We start from the raw sequence: 23,782 nt of genomic DNA, 5'->3' as shown, positions 1-23,782 counted from the left end.
TCCGTAGGGCTGCAACCCCCCCCACACCCCCCCACACCCCCCCACCCCCCCCCCCACCCCCCCCCCCGGTACCCCCCCCCCCCCCCCCCCCCCCCCCCCCCCCCCCGGGCCCGTGAACGCGTGGGTGGGGATCAGACCCGCACGATGGAGGACAGCGGCATGTTGGAGACGGCCTCGTAGCGCACCGACGCGCCCGGCTTGGGAGCGTGCAGCACCTGGCCGTTGCCCGCGTAGATGCCGACATGGTGGGCGTCGCCGTAGAAGATCAGCATGTCGCCGGGCTGGGCCTGGGAGATGTCCGAGCCGATCCGGGTGCCGGCGCCGGCCTGCTCCTGCGAGGTGCGCGGCAGCGACACCCCGGCCTGGTTGAACGCCCAGACCATCAGGCCGGAGCAGTCGAAGGAGCCGGGGCCGGTGGCGCCCCAGACGTACGGGCTGCCGACCTTGGTGGCGGCGGCGGCCAGCGCGGCGGCACCGTGCGAGCTGCCCGGGGCGACCTTGACCGGCGCGGCGGTGGAGCCCGAGCCGAGGTCGCTGCGGCTGTTGTCGCGCGAGGCGCGGTCCGGGGTGGCCGGCTTGGCGGCGGCGGCCTTCGCGGCGGCGTCGGCGGCGGCCTTCTCCTCGGCCGCCTTGATCGCCTGGCGCTCCTGCTCGGTCAGCGTGTTGAGCAGGTCCTGGGCGGCCTTGAGCTTGTTCTGGACCTCGTCCTTGGAGGCCTTCAGCTGCTGGGTCGTGGCCTCCAGCTCGCCGAGCTTGCCCTGGGCCTCGGTGCGGTCCTGGTCCAGCTTGCGCTGCTGGTCCTGCAGCTGCTTGAGCTGGTTCTTCTGGGTGCTGCCCGCCTGGTTCAGCGCGCCGGCCTGGTTGAGGAAGTTGTCCGGGCTGGAGGAGAACATCAGCTGGACCGTCGGGGATATGCCCCCGTTGCGGTACTGCTCGCCGGCGATCTCGGCCAGGCCGCCCTGGAGGTCGGTCACCTGGGCCTGCTGCCGGGCCACCTGGTCCTGGAGGCCGGAGACCTGCTTCTCCAGCTCCTGCTGCTTCTCCTGGGCGGCGTTGTACTTCTCGGTCGCCTGCTCGGCCTGCTCGTTGAGCTGGTCGACCTGCTCCTTGACCTGGTCCTTGGTCGGCTGCGGGTCGGCGTGCGCGCCGGACTGCGCGGAGAGGGCGACGGCCGCGGCGGCGAAACCGGTCAGGATCGAGACGCGGGTACGGCTGGCGGGCTTGGGACGACGATGGGACGCCACGAAGGCGGACTCCTTCTTCCTACTCCCGCCTACCGGGTGAGCTGACGGGTTCGGGCCGGAAGCATGCCCTACGACGCCTCACCGGCCTCACCTACGGCCGACCTGGCGCCGATTCACCCCGGAGGAACGTGTGGTTCCCCGGCTCCGCTCCGCAGCGCCCCCGACTACTGGGCTCCCCTGTCGGGCAGTCGTTGCGACCTGCCCCGCTGTTTCGCGAACTCGGCGGTAACCACCGCCGCCACCCGGGCTGGGTGATCGACTGTGCGGTGGTTCGGGGCACGACCCTAGTAACTGAACCGTGATCGGTTCAAATCCTTGTCAGAAAAAAGACGGAAGATTACCCATGTTCTTTTGTGAAAATGACTGATGGTGATCAGCGCCGCACGCAAAGCTGATCGACTCTCACCGTCCGGCCCTTCGGGGACCCACACCCGAAGCGCCACCCCCGATCGGAGGTGGCGCGGATCACAGGGCCGGAACCGGCCCTCGGGGTGGTGCCGGGGCGTCAGATCCGGCGGATCGTGTTGATCGACATCGCGTCGGCCTTCATCACCTTCACCACGTCGCCGGTGTGCGGCGCGTGGACCACCATGCCGTTGCCGATGTACATCCCGACGTGGTGCATGTCGCCGCCGTAGATCACCAGGTCGCCCGGCTGGGCGGTGGCCAGCGTCACGGCGGTCCCGATGTGGCCCTGCTCCTGCGAGGTGCGCGGCAGCGAGACGCCGGCCTGACCGTACGCCCAGACCATCAGGCCCGAGCAGTCGAAGGTGGAGGGCCCGGTGGCGCCCCAGACGTACGGCGAACCCTGCTTGCTCATCGCCTTGGCCACCGCCACGGCGGCGTAGCCGCTGGCCGGCGGCAGGTTGCTGAGGTCGACCCGGTCGGCGCCGCGGGAGGCGCGGTCGTCCTGCTGCTGCTGGGCCCGGAGCGCGGCCCGGTCGGCGGCGCTGAGCGAGTTCAGCAGGTCCTGGGCGGCCTTCAACTTGGTGTTGACGTCCGCCTTGGCCTGGTTGAGGTCCTTGGTGGTGGAGTCCAGGGAGGCGAGCACGGCGGCCGCCTCGGCCTTCTCCTGGTCCAGCCGGCGCTGCTGGTCGAGCAGGCCCTTGAGCGCCTCGGTCTGGGTGGTGCTGGCCTGCTGGACGCTCGACGCCTTGTCCAGGTAGCCGGACGGGTCGGAGGAGAGCATCAGCTGCACGGACGGGTCGATGCCGCCGGTGCGGTACTGCTCGCCCGCGACCTGGGCCAGGCCCACCTGGAGCTGGCTCATCTGGTCCTGGCTGCGGGCCACCTGGTCCTGGAGCTGGTCGGCCTGCTTGCGGAGCTGGTCGGCACGCTCCTTGGCGCCGTTGTACTTCTCGGCCGCCTGCTCCTGCTCCTGCTGGAGCTGGTCGATCTGCGCCTTGACGTCGCTCTTGTTCGGCTGCGGCGCCGCGTGCGCGGCGACCTGCGCGGAGAGGGCGACCGCGGTCGCAGCAGCAGCGGTGAGCACGGAGACCCGTGCACGGCTGGGCTGCTTCGGACGGCGGTGGGAGGCCAAGAGACCGGCTCCTTCTTCCATCGGACTCACCTGATCAGGTGAGATTCCGGAAAATAGGTTTGACGCCAGACCCTAGTGAAGATCTACCCGTTTTGCCACTCCCCCGAAGGCGTGAACTCCGGTTCCCCCACTGACTTCACCGGATCCGCACACCCGCACGGAAACCCCACTGACCTGCCGTCACCGCCTCCGGCCCCAGCTCAGGGCCGGGCCAGCCGGTTCAGCAGCAGCACCGAGGCCACCGGGCGCGCACCCGCCTTCCGCACGCCCTCCGCGACCTCCCGGTCGGTGGAGACCACCACCACCGGACGGCCCTGCGGCTCGGCCCGGACCAGACGGCGGATCAGCTCGTCCGCGGTCTCGCCGGTCCGGCTGAACCGTACCCGCACCCCGCGCGGCGGCGCCATGATGACCGGTACGTCCAGGTCCTGCCCGTCGAACACACAGGTGACCTCCGCCTGGGTGCGCTGGGCCAGCATCGCCAGCCCGCCCAGCAGCCGGATCCGCTGCTGCTCCAGCGGCAGCGCCGGATACCCGGTCTTGGTCACGTTGTAGCCGTCCACCACCAGGTGCACCTGCGGGATCGCCAGCAGCTGGTCCAGCAGCGCCGGGTCGTCCTCGGCCAGGCCGCGCCGGGCCACGTCGTGCGGCGAGGCCGCCCCCGGCACCACCGCCTCCACCAGGTCCGCCGGGCGGATCTGGGAGACCGGCAGGGCCAGCTCCCGCTGCAGGCCCTGCGCCGACTGCAGCACGGTGTCCAGCAGCAGCCGCAGCCGCATGTCCTCGACGCTGCGGCCCTCCCGGGCCGAACGGCGGCCCTGCTCGACCGCGGTCTCCAGTTCGGACACCCGGTGCCGCAGCCGCCGCGCGTCGGACTCGGCCGCGCTGCGCTCCCCGGCGGCCTGCGCCCTCGCCGCCTCCAGCTCCCCGGTCACCCGCCGGGTCTCGGCCTGCGCCCGCCGGGTGTCGCTCTCCAGCGACCGCACCTTCTTGCGCAGCGACTCGGCCTCGCGCCGGACGCCCTCGAACTCCGCGCGCTGGCGCTCCAGGTCCGCGCGCGCCGCGGCCCGCACCTCGGCCAGCTCGGCCTGGAGCTTCTCCACCAGCCGGGAGGCCTCCGCCGCCGCGTCCTCGGCGCCGGCCCGCTCGGCCTCCTCGCCCGCCTCGGCGACCAGTCGGCTCCAGCCGGGCGAGCGCACCAGGTAGGCGGCGGCGGCGACGTCCATCGGATCGGCGGCACCGGGGACGGTCCCCGACTCCAGCGCCTTCACCAGGTCCGGCTGGCCCAGCCGCAGCCGCTCCGCTATCCGCACCCGGAAGGCCGGCTCGGACTCCAGCGCCGCCGCCAGCGCGGTGGCCGCGTACTTGGCCCGCCGTGCGGGGGTGAACTTGACGTACTGACGCAGGCTCTGCGGCAGCTCCCCGGGCGGCAGCCCGCCCAGCGCGTCCGAGGCCAGCCCGACCACCCGCCGGCGCACCCCCTCGGGCAGCGGCCGGTCCAGCTTCTCGGCCGCCCGCTCGGCACCCGCACCGGCCGGGGCCGCGCCGGGGCCCTCCGGGAGGTCGGTCTCGGACGGGCCCGGCTCGGCGGCCGGCTCCGGTGCCGGCGCAGCGGGCTGAAGCCCCTGCGCTTCGCCGGGCTCCCTCGCTGCGTCCACCACGTCCTCGGCTCCGATCCTGGTCCAGCGGGTGCGGCCGCGGCCGCCCCTGTCGTCACGCTCCGTGCGTCTTGTCTGTATTGTCCCGTGCGGTGGACGGCGGCGTCGCGCACCGCCCACCGCACCGGCGGGGTCAGCCCTGCGCGGCGGGGGCCTCCACGCCCTCGGCGCCCGGACGGGCCACCAGCTCGACCTGGTCCACCGCGTTGCACCAGCGGCAGCGCACCGACTCCACGGTCTCGCTGTGCACCTCGGTCTCCTCGACCCGGGATTCGCCGGCCAGGTCGAAGTGCAGGAACTCGGTCACCCGCGCGGAGCGGGTCACGTCGAAGCGGGTGAGGTTGCCGCACAGCGTGCAGCGCCAGCGCGTCTCGGCGGTCGGAGCGGCGACGGTCATCGGGGGGTCCTCTCGGCTGGTCCCTGGGCGGGCGAGGCGCTCCCCCCGGAGCCCCGGCGTCGGCGGCGGGAGGCGGGAATGCCCGCCCCAAGCCTATTGCCTGGGGCAACCACCAGGACCACCGGTCAGCCGAGATGACCGGAGCCCGTACCGCCCCGCCGGACGGCCCAGTAGTCCACCTGCCGTAAACCGCCGTGTCACCTGCCGCGCCCGGAGGGATGCTTGGCCGCATGGCGCTCACGGCCCCCGACCACACCGACGCGCGGGACGGCCGCCCGGCGCTGCCCGCCCCGGCGGTCACCTACGCCCTGATCGCGGTCAACACCCTGGTCTTCCTGCTCGGCCCGGCGGCCGGCCTCAACCCCCTGTACGGCACCGGCCAGACCCGGATCTGCGCCGAGCAGCGGTACGAACAGCGCTGGGGCGCCGTCCCCGCCGAACTGCTGACCGGCCACCCGCTGACCGCCGGGCAGCTGGCCGAGGCCCCCGACCCGGTCCCCGGCTGCCCCGCCGCCCCCACTCCGGGCAAGCACCCGGCGCTGTCCGCCCTCACCGGCCTCTTCCTGCACGCCGGCTGGCTGCACCTGCTGGGCAACCTGCTCTTCCTGCACGTCTTCGGCCCGACCGTGGAACGCCGGGTCGGCCGGGCCAGGTACCTCCTCTTCTACCTGGCCGCCGGCTGCACCGCCTCGTACGGCTTCGCGCTCGCCGAGTCGCACGCGCCCGACTCCACCCGGGTCCTGATCGGCGCCTCGGGCGCGATCTCCGCCGTGCTCGGCGCCTACCTGCGCTTCCACCCGCGGGCCCGGGTGACCACCCTCGTCCCGCTGCTCCTCTTCCTCCCGCTGCGCTTCCCGGCCTGGCTGGTGCTCGGCCTCTGGTTCGCCCTGCAGTGGTGGTCGGTGCACTCGGCCGGGCCCGGGGTCGCCTACCTGGTGCACGTGATCGGCTTCTCGGCGGGCTTCCTGTACGCCTGCACCGTGGTCGGCCACCCCCCGAGACGCCCCGGCTGAGGCCCGATACGCTGGCCGCACCCGCATCAAGGAGCCCGAACTGTGATCACCGCCATCGTCCTGATCAAGACCAGTGTCGACCGCATCCCCGAGATCGCCGAGGCCATCGCCGCGATCGAGGGCGTCAGCGAGGTGTACTCGGTGACCGGCGGATACGACCTGGTGGCGATGGTCCGGGTGCGCCGCCACGACGACCTGGCCGAGGTCATCCCGGGCCGGCTCAACAAGGTACCGGGCGTGGCCCACACGGAGACCCAGATCGCCTTCCGCACCTACTCCCAGCACGACCTGGAAGCGGCCTTCGCCCTCGGCCTGGACGAGTAGGACTCAGCCCGCGCGGCGCGTGTCGGCGACGCAACGGCCGCCCTCGTTGCGGTAGTTCCACGCCGCGCCGTCCGTGACCAGCTCGCGGACCGCGGCCAGGAAGCGCTCGACGTGCTCGTCCGGCGTGCCGGCCCCGAAGCTCACCCGGATCGCGTTCAGGCTGCGCTCACCGGGCAGCGAGGGCTCGGGCGCCCCGCACTCGGAGGGCGCCGAATCCTCGTCACCGAGCAGGGTGCGCACCAGCGGGTGCGCGCAGAACAGTCCGTCGCGCACGCCGATGCCGTACTCGGCGGACAGCGCGGCCGCGAAGTGCGAGCTGTTCCAGCCGCGGACGACGAAGGACAGCACGCCCACCCGGGCCGAGCCCGCCCCGAACAGGTTCAGCACCCGGACCTCGGGGATCTCCGCCAGCCCCGCCGTCAGCCGCTCGACCAGCTCCCGCTCCCGGGCCTCCAGCGCGTCGAAGCCGGCCTCGGTGAGCGCCCGACAGGCCGAGGCGATCGCGTAGGCGCCGATGACGTTCGGCGAGCCGGCCTCGTGCCGGGCCGGGCCGGTGTGCCACTGCACCGCCACCGAGCCGTCCAGCTCCCGGGCCACCGTCCGGGTCGCCCCGCCGCCGGCCAGGTAGGGCTCGGCCGCGTCCAGCCAGTCGGAGCGGCCGGCCAGCACCCCGGCGCCGAACGGCGCGTACAGCTTGTGGCCGGAGAAGGCGATCCAGTCGACGCCCAGCTCGCGCACCGAGACCCGGTGGTGCGGGGCCAGCTGGGCGGCGTCCAGCACCACCCGGGCGCCGTAGCGGTGCGCGGTCCCGGTCAGTTCGGCGACCGGCCACAGCTCGCCGGTCACGTTGGAGGCGCCGGTGACGCACAGCAGCTTCGGGCCCTCCGGCGCCGCGGCCAGCGCCTCCTCCAGCGCGGCCACCGCCTCGGCCCGCGAGCGCGGCGCCCGCAGGTAGCCGACCTCCAGCCCGGCGTGCGCCCACGGCAGCAGCGAGGCGTGGTGCTCGGTCTCGAAGGCGAACACCCGGGTGCCGGCCGGGACGGCGGCGGCCAGCAGGTTGAGCGAGTCGGTGGTGGCGCGGGTGAAGACCACCTGGTCGCCCTCGCGCAGGTCGAGGAACTCGGCGACGGTCCGGCGGCTCTGCTCGAACAGGTCGGTGGACAGCTGGGAGAGGTAGCCGGCGCCGCGGTGCACGCTGCCGTAGTAGGGGGCGTAGGCGGCGACGTCGTCCCACACCCGCTGGAGCGCCGGCGCGCTGGCCGCGTAGTCGAGCGCCGCGTAGCCGACCTTCTCACCGCTGACGAGCGGGACCTCGACGTCGTGGCCGAGGACGGCGAGCGGGGCGGTGGTTCCGAGGGAGAGGGACATGGGGATGCACTCCTTCACGGGGTAAGGGACCCCGGGAGTGCAGATCGTCCGGTGTCCGCGCTTGTCGCGCGGACGGCTTGCCCGGCGACCCGGTCCTCACCCAGGGCACCCCGCCACGGACGGAGGGTTGCCGGACAGCCAGCTGGGGCTTGGCGCTGTCACTCATGACCTGGCGAAGACTCTAGGTCGGGTACGTCGGACGGTCAAACAGGCATCCACCATCCGGACTGTGTCTTCGCCCGCTCGCCTCCGGGGCGCTCGGACCCGGCGCCGACGCTCGTCGCTCCGGCGCTCTCCCCCAGCCTCCGGCCGGGGGGACCCCCATCTCGCTTGTCGCTCCTCGACTTTCGACACCGGCGCGCCCCTTCGGCTCGGGGCGGGTACATCGGGGCGGACACGAAGGGCCCGTGCCGACGGATCGGCACGGGCCCCAACTACCGCCTCAGATCCGGCTGGTGGCCTCCGACCAGCGCCGCAGCAGGTCCTGCGCCCGGCCGGAGTCGATCGCCTCGGCCGCCCGCGCCATGCCCGCCGCGAGCTGCTCCGCCAGCGGGGCGTCGCCCAGGTCCAGTGCGACCAGCGCCGCCGCCGTGTTCAGCAGGACGGCGTCCCGCACCGGCCCGCGCTCCCCGGCCAGCAGCCGGCGCGCGACCTCGGCGTTGTACGCGGCGTCGGCCCCGCGCAGCGCCTCGATGCCGACCAGCTCGATGCCGACGTCCCGCGGGTCGAAGGTGGTCTCGGTGACCACGCCGTCGCGCACCAGCCAGACCCGCGAGGTGGTGGTGATGGTCAGCTCGTCCAGCCCGTCGTCGCCGCGGAACACCAGCGCGGTCGCCCCGCGCCGGGCGAGCACCCCGGCGATCAGCCCGGCCAGCCGGGTGTCGAAGCAGCCGATCGCGTGCGAGGTGACCCTCGCCGGGTTGGTCAGCGGGCCGAGGATGTTGAAGGCGGTGGGCACCCCGAGGTCGCGCCGCGCGGTGGCGGCGTGCCGCATCGAGGGGTGGAACTTCGCCGCGAAGCAGAAGGTGAGCCCGACCTCCTCGGCCACCTGGGCCACCCGCCGGGAGGAGAGGTCCAGCGCCACCCCGAGCTTCTCCAGCACGTCCGAGGAGCCGCTGGAGGAGGAGGCCGCCCGGTTGCCGTGCTTGACCACCTTGGCCCCGGCCGCCGCGGCGACGATCGCCGACATGGTCGAGATGTTGACGGTCTTCGCCCGGTCCCCGCCGGTACCGACGATGTCGACCGCCGGGCCGGGGATGTCCAGCGGCTCGGCGTGGTCGTACATCGCGTCCACCAGCCCGGCGATCTCGTCGACCGTCTCGCCCTTGGCCCGCAGCGCCACCATGAACCCGGCCACCTGGACGGGGGACGCCTCGCCGCTCATGATCCGGTCCATCGCCCACGCGGTGGACGAGCGGTCGAGGTCCTCCCCCTTCAACAGCGCCGCCAGGAGGTCCGGCCAGGTGCGGACCACCTGCGCGGGGTCGGTACCACCGTTCGCAGGGTTCACGTTCACCATGGCTGACTCCAGCTGTTGTCGGTTCCCCCGCGATGGGGGACGTCCGTACGGATGGAGCCAGCCTATCGAGCGGCGGGGCGCCTACGGCGCCCTCATCTCCAGTACTGAGACGGCACCGCTCAACGCGTGGCCGGGGCCCGCTTGGCCAGCCGGGCCCGCAGCAGGGTGGCGACCGCCTCGGCCAGCGCCACCGGGTCGACCGGGCGGGAGATCGCGGCATCGGCCCGGCTCCAGGCGGCGAGCCAGGAGTCCTGCGGCCGGCCGATCAGCACCAGCACCGGCGGGCACCCGTAGATCTCGTCCTTGAGCTGGCGCCCGAGGCCGAGGCCGCCGGCCGGCACCGCCTCGCCGTCCAGCACGCAGAGGTCGACGCCGCCCTTCTCCAATGCCTTGAGCACCGCGGGGGTGGTCGCGCATTCGAGGTAGGACAGCTCCGGAAGATCCTCGGCAGGGCGACGGCCGAGCGCCGTCAGCACCTGCTCGCGGGTGTTGCGGTCGTCGCTGTAGACGAGGACGGTGAGCGTCTCGTCGGTCGTGTACGCCATGGACCCTGCTCCCTCAAGTGTGATCCGGACCACGTTCACCTGATCCGGATGCTACTCCCGTTTCCCCCGTCGCCGGTCCCCCTCGCGCACGTTCCCCCTCAAGCCGCCGCGCCCGTGACTCACCCGCTCGGAGGACGGCCCGTCACCCGGACCCGCCCGGACCCGCCCGGTCCACCCGGACGGCCGTGCGGCGTCCCGTCCCCCTACGGCACGGCACTGGGCCGACCGTGCAACGACGCGCCGGGCAACGGGGTCGCGGGCCCCTCCGAGGAACCGTCAGAAAAGGGACACGCCGCTGCTCAGCCTCCGTCCGGACCCCCCGTCGCCCGTCAAGCGGGCATACCGCACGCACCGGACACTCCGAGGGACACCCCCCGACGTGAAGACGGAATAAGGGACCGACATAATGTCCGTCGTGGCGACAGCAACAGCAACAGAAACCGGGCACGCGCACGGATCGGTCAATCGACCGAACATGGTCAGCGTCGGAACGATCGTCTGGCTCAGTTCCGAGCTGATGTTCTTCGCGGCGCTCTTCGCGATGTACTTCACGCTCCGCTCCGTCAAGGGAGCCGAGTTCTGGGCCGAGAAGGCGCACGCCCTCAACGTGACGTTCTCCTCGGTCAACACCACGATCCTGGTGCTCTCCTCACTCACCTGCCAGCTCGGCGTGTTCGCCGCCGAGCGCGGTGACGTGAAGAAGCTCCGCGGGTGGTTTGCCCTGACGTTCTTCATGGGCGCGATCTTCATCGGCGGACAGGTCTACGAGTACACCGAGCTGGTCAAGAACGACGGCCTCTCGCTGTCCTCGGACCCGTACGGCACGGTGTTCTACCTGACCACCGGCTTCCACGGTCTGCACGTGACGGGCGGTCTGATCGCCTTCCTGCTGGTCCTGGGACGGACGTACGCAGCCAAGCGCTTCACGCACGAGCAGGCCACCGCCGCGATCGTCGTGTCCTACTACTGGCACTTCGTCGACGTCGTGTGGATCGGCCTGTTCGCGACCATCTACCTGATCAAGTAACCAGCTGATCAGGTCGCTGGCCACCGGCAGCGGCCCCCGCCCTCACCGGCGACGGGCCGCTTCTGCCGGTGCCGACGCTCCCACCGACCGACCGCGCGCGCAGCCTTGGACAGGCAACCTCGTGCCGGCCAGACCGGCCGCCGGGTGCACCCACCAGTCGACCAGATCCTGACACCGGGGTTATTCCGTGAAAAAGCTCTCCGCACGACGGCGCCACCCATTGGCGGCGCTGGTCGTCCTACTTCTCGCCCTGGCGGCAACCGGGGGGCTGTACGCCGCGTTCGCGCCCGCCGACAAGGCGCAGGCCGACGTCGCCGCGCAGTCGCTCGCGATCGATGAGGGCAAGAAGCTCTTCGCCGTGGGCTGCTCCTCCTGCCACGGCCTGAACGGCCAGGGCAGCAGTGACGGTCCGAGCCTGGTCGGCGTGGGCTCCGCCGCTGTCGACTTCCAGGTCGGCACCGGTCGCATGCCGGCCCAGCAGCCCGGTGCCCAGGTGCCGCGCAAGAAGGCCATCTACAGCCAGAGCGAGATCGACCAGCTCGCCGCGTTCGTCCAGTCGCTCGGCCCCGGCCCGACCACGCCGGACGCGAAGCAGTACACCTCGACCAACCCGGACGACATCTCCAAGGGTGGCGAGCTGTTCCGCACCAACTGCGCCCAGTGCCACAACTTCGCCGGCCAGGGCGGTGCCCTGACGAAGGGCAAGTACGCCCCGTCGCTGGAGGGCGTGGACGCCAAGCACATCTACGAGGCCATGCAGACCGGCCCGCAGAACATGCCGTCGTTCCCGGACAGCACCATGCCCGAGGAGCAGAAGAAGCAGATCGTGGCCTTCGTCCGCCACACCACCAACGATGAGCCCAACCCCGGCGGTCTCACCCTGGGCAGCCTCGGTCCGGTGACCGAGGGCCTGTTCGGCTGGATCTTCGGGCTCGGCACGCTCATCGCGGTCGCGATCTGGGTCGCCGCCCACACCACCAAGGCCAAGAAGTCATGAGCCACGACATGTCAGAAGAGAAGCTCCCGGAGCCGCACGGCTCCGCCGGCGAGGTGGCCGACCACGGCAACCCGTTCGCCGACCCGGGCCTGCCGGCCCACGAGCCCCGTCGCACCGACATCGACGAGCGGGCCGCCAAGCGGGCCGAGCGTCAGGTCTCGCTGATGTTCGTGGTCTCGATGCTCGCGACGATCGGCTTCATCGCCTCGTACGTGGCCATCGACCCGGACAAGATCGTCTACATCTTCCCGCTGGGCCACGTCAGCGCGCTGAACTTCGCGCTCGGCCTGACCCTGGGCGTCGCGCTGTTCATGATCGGCGCGGGCGCGGTCCACTGGGCCCGCACCCTGATGTCGGACGTGGAGCTGCCCGCCGAGCGTCACCCGATCGAGGCCTCCGACGAGGTCCGCAACGACGTCATCGAGCAGTTCAAGACCGGTGCCGCCGAGTCCGGCTTCGGCCGCCGCAAGATGATCCGCAACACCCTCATCGGGTCGATGGCGCTGGTCCCGCTCTCCGGCGTGGTCCTGCTCCGCGACCTGGGCCCGCTGCCGGAGAAGAAGCTCCAGGAGACGGGCTGGAAGGAGGCCACCCCGGCCAAGCCGCTGCAGCTCGTCAACATGAGCACCATGCAGCCGATGAAGCCCGAGGACCTCGTGATCGGCTCGCTGACCTTCGCGATGCCGGAGGGCCTCACCACGCACGACGAGGACTTCCAGCAGCGCATCGCCAAGGACGCCCTGATGCTGGTGCGCATCGCGCCGGAGGACATCAAGGACGACAAGTCCAAGGAGCTGGGCTTCGAGGGCATCCTCGCCTACTCCAAGATCTGCACCCACGTCGGCTGCCCGATCAGCCTGTACGAGCAGCAGACCCACCACGCGCTCTGCCCCTGCCACCAGTCGACCTTCGACCTGGCGGACGGCGCGCGCGTCATCTTCGGCCCGGCCGGCCACCCGCTGCCGCAGCTGAAGATCACCACTGACGACAAGGGCAACCTGATCGCCACCGGCGACTTCGAGAAGCCTGTCGGCCCGAGCTTCTGGGAGCGTGCTCGATGAGTAGCGCGAGCAGCACCAAGACCGGTGCCGCCAAGCCCTCCAGCACGCGCGCGAACCCCGCCAACAAGTGGGAGTCCGCGGCTGACTGGACGGACGGCCGGCTGGGGATCTACTCCCTCGCCAAGGCCAACCTGCGCAAGATCTTCCCGGACCACTGGTCCTTCATGCTGGGCGAGATCTGCCTCTACACCTTCGTCATCATCATCCTGACCGGTGTCTACCTGACGCTGTTCTTCAAGCCGTCGATGGCCGAGGTCGTCTACAACGGCTCGTACGTGCCGCTCAAGGGCATCGGGATGTCCGAGGCGTACGCCTCGACGGTGGACATCAGCTTCGAGATCCGCGGCGGTCTGCTGATCCGCCAGATCCACCACTGGGCCGCCCTGGTCTTCGTGGCCGCGATGCTCGTGCACATGATGCGCGTGTTCTTCACGGGCGCGTTCCGCAAGCCGCGCGAGATCAACTGGGTCTTCGGCTTCCTGCTGCTGGTCCTCGGCATGTTCGACGGCTTCTTCGGCTACTCGCTGCCGGACGACCTGCTGTCGGGCACCGGTATCCGCTTCATGGAAGGCGCGATCCTCGCGGTCCCGCTGGTCGGCACCTACATCCAGATGTTCCTGTTCGGGGGCGAGTTCCCCGGCCACGACATCGTGCCGCGGTTCTTCACCATCCACGTCCTGCTGATCCCGGGCATCATGCTCGGCCTGCTGGTCGCGCACCTGATCCTGGTCTTCTACCACAAGCACACCCAGTGGGCGGGCCCGGGCAAGACCGAGAAGAACGTCGTCGGCATGCCGCTGATGCCGGTCTACATGGCCAAGGCCGGTGGCTTCTTCTTCCTGGTCTTCGGCATCATCGCCGCCATCTCGGCGATCGCCACGATCAACCCGATCTGGGCGTACGGCCCGTACCGGCCCGACCAGGTGTCGACCGACGCCCAGCCCGACTGGTACATGGGCTTCTCCGAGGGTCTGATCCGCGTCATGCCGGGCTGGGAGATCAGCCTGTGGGGCCACACCCTGAACCTGGGTGTCTTCGTCCCGCTGATGATCTTCCCGCTGGTCCTGGTCGCGATCGCGGTCTACCCGTTCATCGAGGGCTGGATCACCGGCGACAAGCGCGAGCACCACATCCTGGACCGCCCGCGCAACGCCCCGGTCCGCACCGCCCTGGGTGCCGCCTGGATCAGCCTGTACCTGGTGCTGCTGGTCGGTGGTGGCAACGACCTGTTCGCCACCCACCTGCACCTGTCGATCAACTCGATCACCTACTTCGTGCGCGCCGGCTTCTTCGTGGTGCCGGTCATCACCTTCATCGTCACCAAGCGCTGGTGCCTCGGCCTCCAGCGCCGCGACAAGGAGAAGGTGCTGCACGGCCGCGAGACCGGCGTCATCAAGCGCCTGCCGCACGGTGAGTTCATCGAGGTGCACGCCCAGCTGCCGCAGAAGGACCTGCACACCCTCACGGCGCACGAGCAGAACCAGCCGGTCGAGCTGCCGGCCCAGACGGACGAGAACGGCGTGGCCCGCAAGGCCGGCGCGCTCACCCGCACCCGGGCCAAGCTCTCCCGCGGCTTCTACGGCGAGGGCAGCCAGATCCCCAAGCCCACCGCCGAGGAGCACCACGAGATCACCAGCGGCCACGGCCACCACTGATCCCGTACGCACCCGCGTCATCCCGAGGGCCGCTGACCAGAGTTCATCTGGTCGGCGGCCCTCGGGCTTTGCCTCCATCGCCAGCCCCGCACCCGCCGCGCCCCAGGAGCCACCCGTGCAGCTGTCCGTCGACCCCGCCGCCGCCACTCCCCCGTACGAGCAGATCCGCGCCCAGATCGCCGAGCAGGCCCGCTCCGGCGCGCTGCCGACCGGGCTGCGGCTGCCCACCGTCCGGGCCCTCGCCGAGGAGCTGGGGCTGGCCGCCGGAACGGTCGCCCGGGCCTACAAGGAGCTGGAGGCGGACGGCGTGGTGGAGACCCACGGCCGGCGCGGCACCCTGATCGCGGCCGCCGGGGACGCCGCCCACCGGCTGGCCGCCGAGGCCGCCGCCGAGTACGCCGAACGCGCGAGCCGGCTGGGCCTGTCCCACCCGGACGCCCTGGCCGCCGTGGTCACCGCCCTGGGCCTGGCCTACCCGGAGGCCTGAGGGCCCTCCCGAGCCACCGGAGGTGCCCTAGGGCGTGCCTGACAATTCGCGTCGGATCAGCGCGCGGCGTTGGGGTGCGTGCATCGCAAGGCGGAGGAGGGAGTCCATGCGGAGCATCGGCGACCGACGACAACGCGGCGAGGTGCGCTTGTGCCCTGGGGGTACCTCCCGGCCGAAGGCTGGGGGAGCGTCGCGCGCCCGGCGGGAATTGTCAGACACGCCCTACACCTCGGGCCGCATCATCCCCGCGGCGGGGGCCTGGCCGGCCGGGACGGTGGTGCTGAGGGGCTGTCCGAGGGCGCTGTGCTTGACCCAGTCCGTCCAGGAGACGTTCCAGTCCCCGAAGCCGTTGCCGAACGGCTCCATGGTGGCGCCGCGGCTGTTCACCACCGTCACCAGGTCCCCCACCCGGGTGTTGTCGTAGAACCACTTGGCGTTGTCGGTGCTCATCCCGGTACAGCCGTGGCTGACGTTCTCGTAGCCCTGCGAGCCGACCGACCAGGGCGCCGCGTGGACGTACTCGCCGCTCCAGGTCACCCGGGTGGCCCACAGCACCTCGAGGTCGTACGCCTCGGAGCTGCCGGCCGCTATACCGATCGTCTCGCCGTTCATCCGGACGGAACGCTCCTGGCCGAGCACCACCTTGATGCCGTTGCGGGTGTCGAAGCCGGGCTTGCCGGTGGTGACCGGGATGCTCCGGACCGCCTCGCCGTCACGCTTGAGGGTGAGTTCGTGGGCGGCCGCGTCGATCACCGACTCGACCCGCGCGCCGATCCGCAGCCGCAGTGCGCTGCGGTCGCCGCCGTAGAGGCCGTCCGAGATCCGGCTGCCGGTGCCCTCGAAGGCCAGCGAGACGGTCGTGCCGGCCGGCCAGTAGTCCTCCGGGCGGAAGTGCAGGTTCTTGTCGTCCACCCAGTACCAGGCGCCGGTGACGGCCGGTTGGGAGGTCACGGTCAGCGCCCGTTCGACCTCCTGGCGGGCCTGGGGGTCCTTCACCGGCTCGGAGAGCTGCACGGTGAGCGGCTGGCCCACCCCGTAGACGCCGCTGCCCGAGGAGTCCGGGCCGAGCTTGGCGGTGAGCAGGCGCTGGGCGGCCAGGGTGGAGAAGTTCTGGGTGGTGTCGCCGCGCCCGTTCCGGCCGTCGTCGGCGGAGATCCGCACGGTGTACGCGGTGTTCGCCTTCAACCGGCCGGTGGTCTGCCAGCTGTGCTGGTCGTCGGCGAGCTTGCCCTCCACCACCCGGCCGTCCGGGCCGACCACGGTGACGTCGGTGAGCCGGCTGCCCGCCACCGCGGTGACGGTGACCGGCTTGGAGGGGTCGACCTTGTCCTCGGCCGAGAGGTGGACGAGGGGGCCCGCGTCGATCCGGTGCGGCCCGGCGGCCTCGTCCCCGCCGGAGGAGCAGGCGGCCAGCGGGGCCAGTACTGCCAGGGCCAGCGAGATACTGCCGATGCCTGCGATTCCGCGCCTGTCGGCCATGACCGCCTCCGAGGGGTTCGCACGATTCGTACGATTGATCAGATCGTAGGAACACCCTGGAACGAGCGACATCCGAGCGGCCCCGCGTTCACCCGGGGGAGTGAGTCGGTCACCCCCGGGACGCAGCAGGGCCGGTCCTCCCCTTGCGGGAGGACCGGCCCTGTCGCCGGAGGCGGAACCTACTGGTTCTGGTTCTCGCCCCGGTAGAACTCGAAGACCCATCCGAAGATGCCGATCAGGATGATCGGAGCGGCCCAGAACATCAGCCACCAGCCGAAGATCACGCCCAGGAAGGCCAGCGCGCCACCGAGCGCCAGCGAGAGCGGCTGCCAGCTGTGCGGGGCGAAGAAGCCCAGCTCGCCGGCGTCGTCCGCGACCTCGGCCTCGGGGTTGTCACCCGCGCCGCTGTCCACCCGGCGGGCGGTGAAGGCGAGGTAGTACCCGATGAAGGCGCAGAGGCCGAAGGCCAGGAACAGCGCGGTGGTGCCCGCCGCCTCCAGGCCCGGGCCGTCCTTCGCGTTGTTGGTCCACAGGCCGTACGTGATGGCCATCGCCAGCACGAAGACCGACAGGCCCAGGAAGATCTTTCCCTGTTCCTTCATCAGGCGTCACCCTCCTGCTTGCCCTTGCTGAGCTTCGGGGCGTCGTACTTCGCCGGGGTCACACCCGCGAGGTGCTTGGCCGGCTCGCCGTGGTTCTCCAGGTAGTCCAGCGCGGCGATCTCCGGGTGGTGGAGGTCGAAGGCCGGGGATTCGGAGCGGATCCGGGGCAGGGTGAGGAAGTTGTGCCGCGGCGGCGGGCAGGAGGTCGCCCACTCCAGGGAGCGGCCGAAGCCCCACGGGTCGTCCGCGGTGACCTTCTCGCCGTACTTGGCGGTCTTCCAGACGTTGTAGAGGAACGGCAGGATCGACAGGCCGAGCACGAAGGAGCCGATGGTCGAGACGGTGTTCAGCGTGGTGAAGCCGTCCGAGGCCAGGTAGTCGGCGTAGCGGCGGGGCATGCCCTCGGCGCCGAGCCAGTGCTGCACCAGGAAGGTCGCGTGGAAGCCGAAGAACAGCGTCCAGAAGGTGATCTTGCCGAGGCGCTCGTCCAGCATCTTGCCGGTCATCTTCGGCCACCAGAAGTGGAAGCCGGCGAACATCGCGAAGACGACGGTGCCGAAGACCACGTAGTGGAAGTGGGCGACGACGAAGTACGAGTCCGAGACGTGGAAGTCGATCGGCGGCGAGGCCAGCAGGACACCGGTCAGACCACCGAAGAGGAAGGTGACCAGGAAGCCGACCGTCCAGAGCATCGGCGTCTCGAAGCTCAGCGAGCCCTTCCACATGGTGCCGACCCAGTTGAAGAACTTCACACCGGTCGGGACCGCGATCAGGAAGGTCATGAAGGAGAAGAACGGCAGCAGCACCTGCCCGGTGACGTACATGTGGTGCGCCCACACCGTCACGGACAGACCGGCGATGCCGATGGTGGCCGCGATCAGGCCGGAGTAGCCGAACATCGGCTTGCGGCTGAAGACCGGGATGATCTCCGACACGATGCCGAAGAACGGCAGCGCGATGATGTACACCTCGGGGTGGCCGAAGAACCAGAACAGGTGTTGCCACAGCATCGCCCCGCCGTTGGCGGGATCGAAGACGTGGGCCCCGAACTTGCGGTCCGCCTCCAGGGCGAACAGCGCGGCGGCCAGCACCGGGAAGGCCAGCAGGACCAGCACCGAGGTCAGCAGGACGTTCCAGACGAAGATCGACATCCGGAACATCGTCATGCCCGGAGCGCGCATGCAGATGATCGTGGTGATGAAGTTGACCGCACCGAGGATCGTGCCGAAGCCGGAGAAGGCCAGACCCATGATCCACATGTCGCCGCCGACGCCGGGCGAGTGCACCGCGTCCGACAGCGGGGAGTAGGCGAACCAGCCGAAGTCGGCGGCGCCGTTCGGGGTCAGGAAGCCGCAGACCGCGATGGACGAACCGAAGAGGTACAGCCAGTACGCGAACATGTTCAGACGCGGGAAGGCCACGTCCGGGGCACCGATCTGGAGCGGCATGATCCAGTTCGCGAAGCCCGCGAACAGCGGGGTCGCGAACATCAGCAGCATGATCGTGCCGTGCATCGTGAACGCCTGGTTGAACTGCTCGTTCGACAGGATCTGGGTCCCGGGACGAGCCAGCTCGGCGCGCATGACCAGGGCGAGGATGCCACCGATCAGGAAGAAGGCGAACGACGTGCCCAGGTACAGGGTGCCGATCGTCTTGTGGTCAGTGGTGGTCAACCACTTGATGATGGTCGAACCCGGCTTGCGGGTCCGCTGCGCCCCGACCGTGACGGCCTCGGCGCCCCCGCCGGCCGCGGCGGGCTCGTTGAGGATGGTCACTTCTCTTCACTTCCCATGCTGATGAGGCCGGAAGGCACCGCACCGTTCTGGCCCTTGGCGCGAAGGTCGGCCAGGTGCTTGTCGTAGTCGGCGCGGTCGACGACCTTGACGTTGAACAGCATGCGCGAGTGGTCGACGCCGCAGAGCTCGGCGCACTTGCCCATGTAGTCGCCCTTGACGGTCGGGGTGACCTCGAACTTGTTCACCACGCCCGGCACGACGTCCATCTTCATCATGAAGTTGACGGGCCAGAAGTCGTGGATCACGTCACGAGAGGTCAGCCGGAACTGCACCGTCTCGTTGACCGGCAGCCAGAGCGTCGGAACGTCCTTGGGCGTACCGACTTCGTACGCGGCGTCCTTGTTGGCCGGGTCGGGGGTCTCGGTGTTCTCGTAGTTGAACGCCCAGCTCCACTGGAAACCGACCACGTTGACGTAGTGCTGCGGCTTCGCGGAGACATGCGTCAGCTTCGCCTCGTCGCGGGCGACGAAGTAGAAGAGGACCGAGACGATGATGATGGGGACCGCGGTGTAGAGCGCCTCGATGGGCACGTTGTACCGGGTCTGCGGGGGGATCTCCACGCCGGTGCGCTTGCGCCGGTGGAAGACCACGCTCCAGATGATCAGACCCCACATCAGTACGCCGACCACCAGCGCCGCGATCCAGGAGCCCTGCCACATCTGGAGGACCATGGGTCCTTCCTTCGTGACCGGACTCGGGAGGCCAAGCCTGGGGAGGTCGTTGGCCGAGCAGCCGGTGGCGGTCGCGATGACGAGGCCCAGTGCCAGCGCCTGAGGCAGCTTCCGCCGCATCGTGCGCCGCGGCGAGCGGTCGGAGCCGTTGGGACTCACGTAGCGCCTTCCCGAAGTCTCGCCCGCCTTCGCGTCGCACCGGGAGGGGAGTGTGAGCCCCTCCGGCGACCCGTCCACGGGCACGGTTTGAATGCTTATGCGGGCCAAACCCTACTCCAGCCTTATGCGCTCCTGACGGGCAGCCCCCGGTAACGCGCCGCCCGGTCGCCCGATCAGGCCCGGCAGGCGCTGCGTCGCAGGTCATCCCAGGCATTCGAGGTCCTTACGCCCGTTCGGGGGATGACCTCGAACAACGCGGGTGACGGTCCGTCGGTACCGGACGAAGCGGACATTCGGGGTGATCGACTGACGGCCGGTGAGCAATTCGGACCGAGCCCCAGGGGTCCGGGTGTGTCGTTAAATGTGACCGTGTACTTCGACGTGGCTTCGACGGCCCCTCTGCACCCCGTCGCGCGGCAGGCCCTGACCGCCGCCCTGGACGAGGGCTGGGCCGATCCGGCCCGGCTGTACCGCTCCGGCCGGCAGGCCCGGATGCTGCTGGACGCCGCCCGCGAGACGGTCGCCGCCGTCCTGGGCGCGCGGCCCGACGAGATCTCCTTCACCGCGAGCGGGACGCAGGCCGTCCAACTCGGGCTGCTGGGCGCCCTGGCCGGGAACCGGCGGCGCGGCGGGCACCTGGTGCACTCCGCGGTGGAGCACTCCAGCGTGCTGCACGTCGCCGAACGATGGGGGTCCCCCCGGCCGGAGGCCGGCGGAGGGGCCGGCGGCGGCGAGGTCTCGGTGGCCCCGGTGGACCGCACCGGGCGGGTGGAGCCGCAGGCCTTCGGCGCCCTGCTGCGGACCGACACCGCGCTGGCCGCCCTGCAGAGCGCCAACCACGAGGTGGGCACGATCCAGCCGGTCGGCGAGGTCGCCGAACTGTGCGCCGCGGCCGGGGTACCGCTGCTGGTCGACGCCGCGCAGAGCGCCGGACGGGTGGACGTCCCGGCGGGCTGGTCGCTGCTGACCGCGAGCGCCCACAAGTGGGGCGGGCCGCCCGGGGTCGGGGTACTCGCCGTGCGCAAGGGCGTCCGGTACGCCTCCCCGCTGCCGGCCGACGAGCGCGAGGGCGGGCGGGTGCCCGGCTACGTCAACGTCCCCGCGATCGTGGCCGCGGCCGCCTCGCTGCGCGCCGTCCGGGCCGAGGCCGAGCAGGAGAACGCCCGGCTGCACGCCCTGGTCGAGCGGATCCGCAGCCGGGTGCCGCAGCTGGTGCCCGAGGTCGAGGTGGTCGGCGACCCGGTACGGCGACTGCCGCACATCGTCACCTTCTCCTGCCTGTACGTGGACGGCGAGGTGCTGCTGACCGAGCTGGACCGGGCGGGCTTCGCGGTCTCCTCCGGCTCCTCCTGCACCTCCTCGACCCTGACGCCGAGCCACGTGCTGGCCGCCATGGGCGTGCTCACCGAGGGCAACGTCCGGGTCTCGCTGCCGTACGGGACGGCCGAGGCCGACGTGGAGCGCTTCCTCACCGTGCTGCCGGAGGTGGTCGCCGGGGTGCGCGCCCCGCTCGGGCTGGACCTGCCGGCGCCGGCGGGCGCCGCCGGGCCCCTGCTCGTCATCGACGCGCTCGGCAAGCGGTGCCCGCTGCCGGTGATCGAACTGGCGAAGCGGATCGGCGAGGTGCCGGTGGGCGGCACGGTCGCCGTGCTGGCGGACGACGAGGCGGCCCGGCTGGACGTCCCGGCCTGGTGCGGGATGCGCGGCCAGGAGTACGCCGGGGAGGCCCCGGCCGCCGACTACGGCGGCGACCGGGGCGCGGCCTACCTGGTGGTGCGCCGCTCCTGAGCGGGGGCCACTAGACCAGGTGGGTGCGGATCTCCGCGGCGGCCTCGGCCCCGTAGGCGTCCTCGAACCGCTTCAGGAAGGCGGCCGGGCGCAGGTCGTACTCCTGGGTGCCGACGGTCTCGATCACCAGGGTGGCGAGCATGCAGCCGAGCTGGGCGGCGCGCTCCAGGTCGAGGCCCCAGGACAGGCCGGACAGGAAGCCGGCCCGGAAGGCGTCGCCGACGCCGGTCGGGTCGACCTTGGCCTCCTCGGCCGGGCAGCCGACCACGATCGGGGCCTCGCCCTTGCGCTCGATCCGGACGCCCTTGCTGCCCAGGGTGGTGACCCGGGTGCCGACGCGGGTGAGCAGCTCCTCGGCGTCCCAGCCGGTCTTGGACTCGATCAGCGCGGCCTCGTACTCGTTGGTGAAGAGGTACGAGGCGCCGTCCACCAGCTCGCGGATGTCCTCGCCGTCCAGGCGGGCCAGCTGCTGGGAGGGGTCGGCGGCGAAGGCGTAACCGCGGGTGCGGCACTCCTGGGTGTGGCGGACCATGCCCTGGGGGTCGTCGGCGCCGACCAGGACGAGGTCGAGGCCGCCGACGCGGTCGGCGATCGGCTTGAGCTCGATGTTGCGGGCCTCGGCCATGGCACCGGTGTAGAACGAGGCGATCTGGTTGTGGTCCTCGTCCGTGGTGCACATGAAGCGGGCGGTGTGCCGGGTCTCGGAGATGTGGACGGAGTTGCAGTCCACGTTGTTGCGCTCCAGCCAGCTGCGGTACTCGGCGAAGTCCGCGCCGGCGGCGCCGACCAGGATCGGCCGGAGCCCGAGCACGCCCATGCCGAACGCGATGTTCGGCGCGACGCCGCCGCGGCGGATGTCCAGGGCGTCGACCAGGAAGGACAGCGACACGGTGTGCAGCTGCTCGGCGACGAGCTGGTCGGCGAACCGACCGGGGAACGTCATCAGGTGGTCGGTGGCGATCGAGCCGGCGACGGCGATGCGCACGGGGGTCTCCTCAGGATGGCGACAGGGCCAGCGGGGGCGAATGAACCCACCCACGGTACCCGTCCGGCACAGCCCGCCAGCAATAGTCCCGCAAGCTGCCGGTCGCCTTCCCTGCCATGGTGGCACCCGGGACCCTCGAACGTGTACTACCTCCGGGTAGCACTGGTGGGCCCACCGGGCCGGGCCTAGGGTCGGCCCCATGGAGCCCCGCCGCGACCGGGCGGGCCCCGTCGTCGACCGCGGTGATGCGGCCGCGGCCCTTGAACGGCCCTTGAACGGTTCTTGAACGGTTCTTGATCGGAGCGATGCCCGATGATGTCCGACCGATTCCCCCCGAGCGCCCGCCGGGCCGACGCGGACGCCGAGACCCTCGACGCGCTGGTCCGCTCCTCCCGCCGGCTGCGCCGGTTCTGGCCGCTGGTGACGGCCGGGCCGGAGCCCGCCGCCCCCGCGTCCGTCGGCGTCCGGGTGCCGTCCGGGGCGCAGCGGCTGGTCGCCGGGATGGCCGAGTACGGCATGTGAGGACCGGGGAACCGGATCCGACCGGGGCACGTCACATCCGCGCGGTGCGGCCGAGGAGGCGGCGCCGCTGAGCCCTCGGGAGGATGTGCAGATGGATCTGGAGACGATGCCCCGCCGCGGTCGGCGGGCGGTGGCCCTGGCGGTGGCCGCGCTGGCGGCGGTGGTGACCCTGGCCGGTTGCGGCGGCGACGGCAAGGGCTCCGGGGACTCGGCGGCGAGCAGCGCCACGGCCTCCGCGAGCAGCTCGGCCTCGCCGAGCGGTTCCCCGACGGCCCCGTCGGCCCCGGCGGACTCCGGCTCGCCGTCCGCGCCGGCGCCCGCAGGGGCCCCGTCGGGCAAGGCGACGCCGACCCCGGCCGAGCCCGCACCCGGGCGGCCCACGACACCGGCCACTCCCCCGGCCAACGGGATCGCCCCCGGTGAGCCCAACCCGGCCGGTGGCGGCCCGGCCAACTCCAACGTCCGGCCGCCGACCGGCTACCGGCTGGACGGCAGCAACAAGCTGACCGTCTACTTCTTCGGCGGGGTCTGCACCACGTACGCGGTGAAGGCGGACGAGTCGCAGCCGAACCAGGTGGGCGTGGTGATCGTGCCGGGCCCGCCGACCGTCCAGCCCGGGCACGTCTGCACCGCGATGGCCAAGCGGCAGGCCGTCTCCGTCGACCTGCGCTCGCCGCTGGCCGGGCGGACGGTGGTGGACCGGACGAGCGGCCAGGAGGTGCCGCTGGAGGGCGACGCCCACGCGGGCCCGGACCCGGTCACCCCGGACGGCGCCGCGCGCTAGCGGCCGGTGCCGGACAGCAGCCGGTGCCGGACACGACGGAACGCGGAAGGCGGCCCCGGGGATCTCCCCCCGGCCTCCTTTCTCCTTCTCGGCCCGCCACCCAGCCTCCCCCTCCAACCCCCCCCCGCCACCGAAAGCCATTGCCGCCTGGCTGTCTCTCC

General features: G+C 71.6%; 22 protein-coding genes and 2 riboswitches. Of the genes, 10 read left to right on the top strand and 12 right to left on the bottom strand.

The genetic code is table 11. The annotated features are described in order from the left end of the window. Positions 1–131: 131 nt before the first annotated feature. From ACZ4W5_RS34950 to ACZ4W5_RS34935, 4 genes are all read right to left on the bottom strand, one after another. On the bottom strand, positions 132–1,244 hold the full coding sequence (locus ACZ4W5_RS34950; RefSeq protein ID WP_402487468.1) for an NlpC/P60 family protein: 1,113 nt from the start codon (positions 1,242–1,244) through the stop codon (positions 132–134). A 10-nt stretch (positions 1,245–1,254) separates the two neighbouring features. Then, a riboswitch (cyclic di-AMP (ydaO/yuaA leader) is annotated at positions 1,255–1,411 on the bottom strand. Positions 1,412–1,749: 338 nt separating this feature from the next. Next, positions 1,750–2,784 carry a C40 family peptidase gene (locus ACZ4W5_RS34945; RefSeq protein WP_360227890.1) on the bottom strand — a complete coding sequence of 345 codons (1,035 nt, stop codon included), beginning with the start codon at positions 2,782–2,784 and terminating at the stop codon, positions 1,750–1,752. Between the two features lie 200 nt (positions 2,785–2,984). Beyond that, the gene (locus tag ACZ4W5_RS34940) at positions 2,985–4,286 is read right to left on the bottom strand and encodes an NYN domain-containing protein (protein WP_465659089.1); all 1,302 of its coding nucleotides are present in this window, start codon (positions 4,284–4,286) and stop codon (positions 2,985–2,987) included. Between the two features lie 289 nt (positions 4,287–4,575). Beyond that, positions 4,576–4,839: a hypothetical protein gene (locus tag ACZ4W5_RS34935; RefSeq protein WP_360227893.1), complete on the bottom strand. Its 264-nt coding sequence runs from the start codon at positions 4,837–4,839 to the stop codon at positions 4,576–4,578. 230 nt (positions 4,840–5,069) lie between these two features. Here ACZ4W5_RS34935 and ACZ4W5_RS34930 point away from each other — a divergent pair, with 230 nt between their 5' ends. After that, entirely contained in the window at positions 5,070–5,852 is a 783-nt protein-coding gene (locus tag ACZ4W5_RS34930) for a rhomboid family intramembrane serine protease (protein WP_465659086.1), read from the top strand. 42 nt (positions 5,853–5,894) lie between these two features. Continuing rightward, positions 5,895–6,176 (top strand): Lrp/AsnC ligand binding domain-containing protein, encoded by a 282-nt coding sequence (locus tag ACZ4W5_RS34925; RefSeq protein ID WP_030240061.1) that lies wholly within the window; start codon positions 5,895–5,897, stop codon positions 6,174–6,176. Positions 6,177–6,179: 3 nt separating this feature from the next. Here ACZ4W5_RS34925 and ACZ4W5_RS34920 read toward each other — a convergent pair whose 3' ends face one another. The 3 genes from ACZ4W5_RS34920 to ACZ4W5_RS34910 all read right to left on the bottom strand — a co-directional run bounded on the left by ACZ4W5_RS34920 (position 6,180) and on the right by ACZ4W5_RS34910 (position 9,608). Beyond that, positions 6,180–7,544, bottom strand: coding sequence for an aminotransferase class V-fold PLP-dependent enzyme (locus ACZ4W5_RS34920; protein WP_465659085.1), 1,365 nt, complete (start codon positions 7,542–7,544; stop codon positions 6,180–6,182). 52 nt (positions 7,545–7,596) lie between these two features. Then, positions 7,597–7,714, bottom strand: a riboswitch (SAM riboswitch). A 272-nt stretch (positions 7,715–7,986) separates the two neighbouring features. Then, positions 7,987–9,063 (bottom strand): anthranilate phosphoribosyltransferase, encoded by a 1,077-nt coding sequence (gene trpD / locus ACZ4W5_RS34915; RefSeq protein WP_402487474.1) that lies wholly within the window; start codon positions 9,061–9,063, stop codon positions 7,987–7,989. Positions 9,064–9,182: 119 nt separating this feature from the next. Next, on the bottom strand, positions 9,183–9,608 hold the full coding sequence (locus tag ACZ4W5_RS34910) for a response regulator (protein WP_188303996.1): 426 nt from the start codon (positions 9,606–9,608) through the stop codon (positions 9,183–9,185). 406 nt (positions 9,609–10,014) lie between these two features. Here ACZ4W5_RS34910 and ctaE point away from each other — a divergent pair, with 406 nt between their 5' ends. The 5 genes from ctaE to ACZ4W5_RS34885 all read left to right on the top strand — a co-directional run bounded on the left by ctaE (position 10,015) and on the right by ACZ4W5_RS34885 (position 14,835). Beyond that, the gene (ctaE, locus tag ACZ4W5_RS34905; RefSeq protein ID WP_360227907.1) at positions 10,015–10,635 is read left to right on the top strand and encodes an aa3-type cytochrome oxidase subunit III; all 621 of its coding nucleotides are present in this window, start codon (positions 10,015–10,017) and stop codon (positions 10,633–10,635) included. Positions 10,636–10,822: 187 nt separating this feature from the next. Next, complete coding sequence (gene qcrC, locus ACZ4W5_RS34900; protein WP_360227909.1) at positions 10,823–11,632, top strand: cytochrome bc1 complex diheme cytochrome c subunit; 810 nt, start codon at positions 10,823–10,825, stop codon at positions 11,630–11,632. An 8-nt stretch (positions 11,633–11,640) separates the two neighbouring features. After that, positions 11,641–12,693: a cytochrome bc1 complex Rieske iron-sulfur subunit gene (qcrA, locus tag ACZ4W5_RS34895; RefSeq protein WP_360227912.1), complete on the top strand. Its 1,053-nt coding sequence runs from the start codon at positions 11,641–11,643 to the stop codon at positions 12,691–12,693. Beyond that, entirely contained in the window at positions 12,690–14,348 is a 1,659-nt protein-coding gene (qcrB, locus tag ACZ4W5_RS34890; protein ID WP_360227915.1) for a cytochrome bc1 complex cytochrome b subunit, read from the top strand. Before qcrA ends, qcrB begins: the two co-directional genes overlap by 4 nt. 115 nt (positions 14,349–14,463) lie before the next feature. Further along, on the top strand, positions 14,464–14,835 hold the full coding sequence (locus ACZ4W5_RS34885) for a GntR family transcriptional regulator (RefSeq protein WP_360227918.1): 372 nt from the start codon (positions 14,464–14,466) through the stop codon (positions 14,833–14,835). Between the two features lie 222 nt (positions 14,836–15,057). On the opposite strand, the gene ACZ4W5_RS34880 is transcribed toward ACZ4W5_RS34885, so the two are convergent. From ACZ4W5_RS34880 to ctaC, 4 genes are all read right to left on the bottom strand, one after another. Further along, on the bottom strand, positions 15,058–16,314 hold the full coding sequence (locus tag ACZ4W5_RS34880; protein ID WP_360227920.1) for a L,D-transpeptidase: 1,257 nt from the start codon (positions 16,312–16,314) through the stop codon (positions 15,058–15,060). Positions 16,315–16,493: 179 nt separating this feature from the next. Next, the gene (locus ACZ4W5_RS34875; RefSeq protein ID WP_360227923.1) at positions 16,494–16,916 is read right to left on the bottom strand and encodes a cytochrome c oxidase subunit 4; all 423 of its coding nucleotides are present in this window, start codon (positions 16,914–16,916) and stop codon (positions 16,494–16,496) included. Continuing rightward, the gene (ctaD, locus tag ACZ4W5_RS34870; RefSeq protein WP_402487483.1) at positions 16,916–18,691 is read right to left on the bottom strand and encodes an aa3-type cytochrome oxidase subunit I; all 1,776 of its coding nucleotides are present in this window, start codon (positions 18,689–18,691) and stop codon (positions 16,916–16,918) included. Before ctaD ends, ACZ4W5_RS34875 begins: the two co-directional genes overlap by 1 nt. After that, positions 18,688–19,542, bottom strand: a complete 855-nt coding sequence (ctaC, locus tag ACZ4W5_RS34865) for an aa3-type cytochrome oxidase subunit II (protein WP_360227928.1) — start codon at positions 19,540–19,542, stop codon at positions 18,688–18,690. Before ctaC ends, ctaD begins: the two co-directional genes overlap by 4 nt. 369 nt (positions 19,543–19,911) lie before the next feature. On the opposite strand from ctaC, the gene ACZ4W5_RS34860 reads away from it, so the two are divergent. Beyond that, positions 19,912–21,330, top strand: a complete 1,419-nt coding sequence (locus tag ACZ4W5_RS34860; RefSeq protein WP_465659080.1) for an aminotransferase class V-fold PLP-dependent enzyme — start codon at positions 19,912–19,914, stop codon at positions 21,328–21,330. Between the two features lie 10 nt (positions 21,331–21,340). Here ACZ4W5_RS34860 and ACZ4W5_RS34855 read toward each other — a convergent pair whose 3' ends face one another. Continuing rightward, entirely contained in the window at positions 21,341–22,315 is a 975-nt protein-coding gene (locus ACZ4W5_RS34855; RefSeq protein ID WP_360227934.1) for a carbohydrate kinase family protein, read from the bottom strand. 312 nt (positions 22,316–22,627) lie between these two features. Here ACZ4W5_RS34855 and ACZ4W5_RS34850 point away from each other — a divergent pair, with 312 nt between their 5' ends. Together ACZ4W5_RS34850 and ACZ4W5_RS34845 are read left to right on the top strand one after the other, a co-directional pair. Next, positions 22,628–22,837 (top strand): hypothetical protein, encoded by a 210-nt coding sequence (locus ACZ4W5_RS34850; protein WP_360227937.1) that lies wholly within the window; start codon positions 22,628–22,630, stop codon positions 22,835–22,837. Between the two features lie 91 nt (positions 22,838–22,928). Beyond that, positions 22,929–23,621, top strand: coding sequence for a hypothetical protein (locus tag ACZ4W5_RS34845; protein ID WP_360227940.1), 693 nt, complete (start codon positions 22,929–22,931; stop codon positions 23,619–23,621). Positions 23,622–23,782: the final 161 nt, after the last annotated feature.

The sequence above is a fragment of the Kitasatospora sp. NPDC029367 genome (genome assembly GCF_055569135.1).
This window is presented reverse-complemented; position numbering and strand designations above follow the sequence as displayed.

Excerpts from the sequence above, each read along its gene's own strand:
- ctaE (WP_360227907.1), top strand. The coding sequence starts at position 10,015 with ATGTCCGTCGTGGCGACAGCAACAGCAACAGAAACCGGGCACGCGCAC.
- ACZ4W5_RS34910 (WP_188303996.1), bottom strand. The coding sequence starts at position 9,608 with ATGGCGTACACGACCGACGAGACGCTCACCGTCCTCGTCTACAGCGAC.
- ACZ4W5_RS34875 (WP_360227923.1), bottom strand. The coding sequence starts at position 16,916 with ATGAAGGAACAGGGAAAGATCTTCCTGGGCCTGTCGGTCTTCGTGCTG.
- qcrB (WP_360227915.1), top strand. The coding sequence starts at position 12,690 with ATGAGTAGCGCGAGCAGCACCAAGACCGGTGCCGCCAAGCCCTCCAGC.
- ACZ4W5_RS34930 (WP_465659086.1), top strand. The coding sequence starts at position 5,070 with ATGGCGCTCACGGCCCCCGACCACACCGACGCGCGGGACGGCCGCCCG.
- ACZ4W5_RS34935 (WP_360227893.1), bottom strand. The coding sequence starts at position 4,839 with ATGACCGTCGCCGCTCCGACCGCCGAGACGCGCTGGCGCTGCACGCTG.
- trpD (WP_402487474.1), bottom strand. The coding sequence starts at position 9,063 with ATGGTGAACGTGAACCCTGCGAACGGTGGTACCGACCCCGCGCAGGTG.
- ACZ4W5_RS34850 (WP_360227937.1), top strand. The coding sequence starts at position 22,628 with ATGATGTCCGACCGATTCCCCCCGAGCGCCCGCCGGGCCGACGCGGAC.
- qcrA (WP_360227912.1), top strand. The coding sequence starts at position 11,641 with ATGTCAGAAGAGAAGCTCCCGGAGCCGCACGGCTCCGCCGGCGAGGTG.
- ACZ4W5_RS34920 (WP_465659085.1), bottom strand. The coding sequence starts at position 7,544 with ATGTCCCTCTCCCTCGGAACCACCGCCCCGCTCGCCGTCCTCGGCCAC.
- ACZ4W5_RS34880 (WP_360227920.1), bottom strand. The coding sequence starts at position 16,314 with ATGGCCGACAGGCGCGGAATCGCAGGCATCGGCAGTATCTCGCTGGCC.
- ACZ4W5_RS34845 (WP_360227940.1), top strand. The coding sequence starts at position 22,929 with ATGGATCTGGAGACGATGCCCCGCCGCGGTCGGCGGGCGGTGGCCCTG.